Origin of the sequence: Neisseria sp. 19428wB4_WF04 (genome assembly GCF_015235335.1) — a bacterium.
Lineage (GTDB): Bacteria > Pseudomonadota > Gammaproteobacteria > Burkholderiales > Neisseriaceae > Neisseria > Neisseria musculi.
Genome location: NZ_JADGLG010000185.1, coordinates 1 through 406 on the forward strand (window position 1 = coordinate 1; position 406 = coordinate 406).

Sequence of the window (406 nt, forward strand, 5' to 3'; positions counted from 1 at the left end):
GGCCACCCGGATGGGCAACTGGGGCCAGGCCTGCAACTCGAACAAGCGCATGATCGTCATGGAGGACCTCTACGACGACTTCGTGGACGAGCTGGTCCAGCGCTCCTCGGCGATGAAGCCCGGCGACCCGACCTCGCGTGACGCCGACGTCTACGGCCCGCTGTCCTCCGAGTCCGCGGCCGACGGGCTCGCCGAGCAGATCGCCGCGGCCAAGGAGGCCGGCGCCACCGTCCACGTGGGCGGCGAGCGCGTCTCCGGCCCCGAGGGCGAGGGCTTCTACGTCTCCCCGGCCGTGATCACGGACGTGGGCCAGGAGAACCCCGCCTACACGCAGGAGCTGTTCGGCATGGCCTCCGTGGTCTACAAGGTGTCCTCGGCCGAGGAGGCCGTGGCCCTGGCCAATGAC

1 protein-coding gene is annotated in these 406 nt (G+C 70.7%); it reads left to right on the forward strand.

What is annotated here, in order from left to right:
- Positions 1-406, forward strand: a 406-nt coding sequence (locus tag IR141_RS12915) for an aldehyde dehydrogenase family protein (RefSeq protein WP_135037850.1), incomplete at both ends; no start/stop codon positions are given.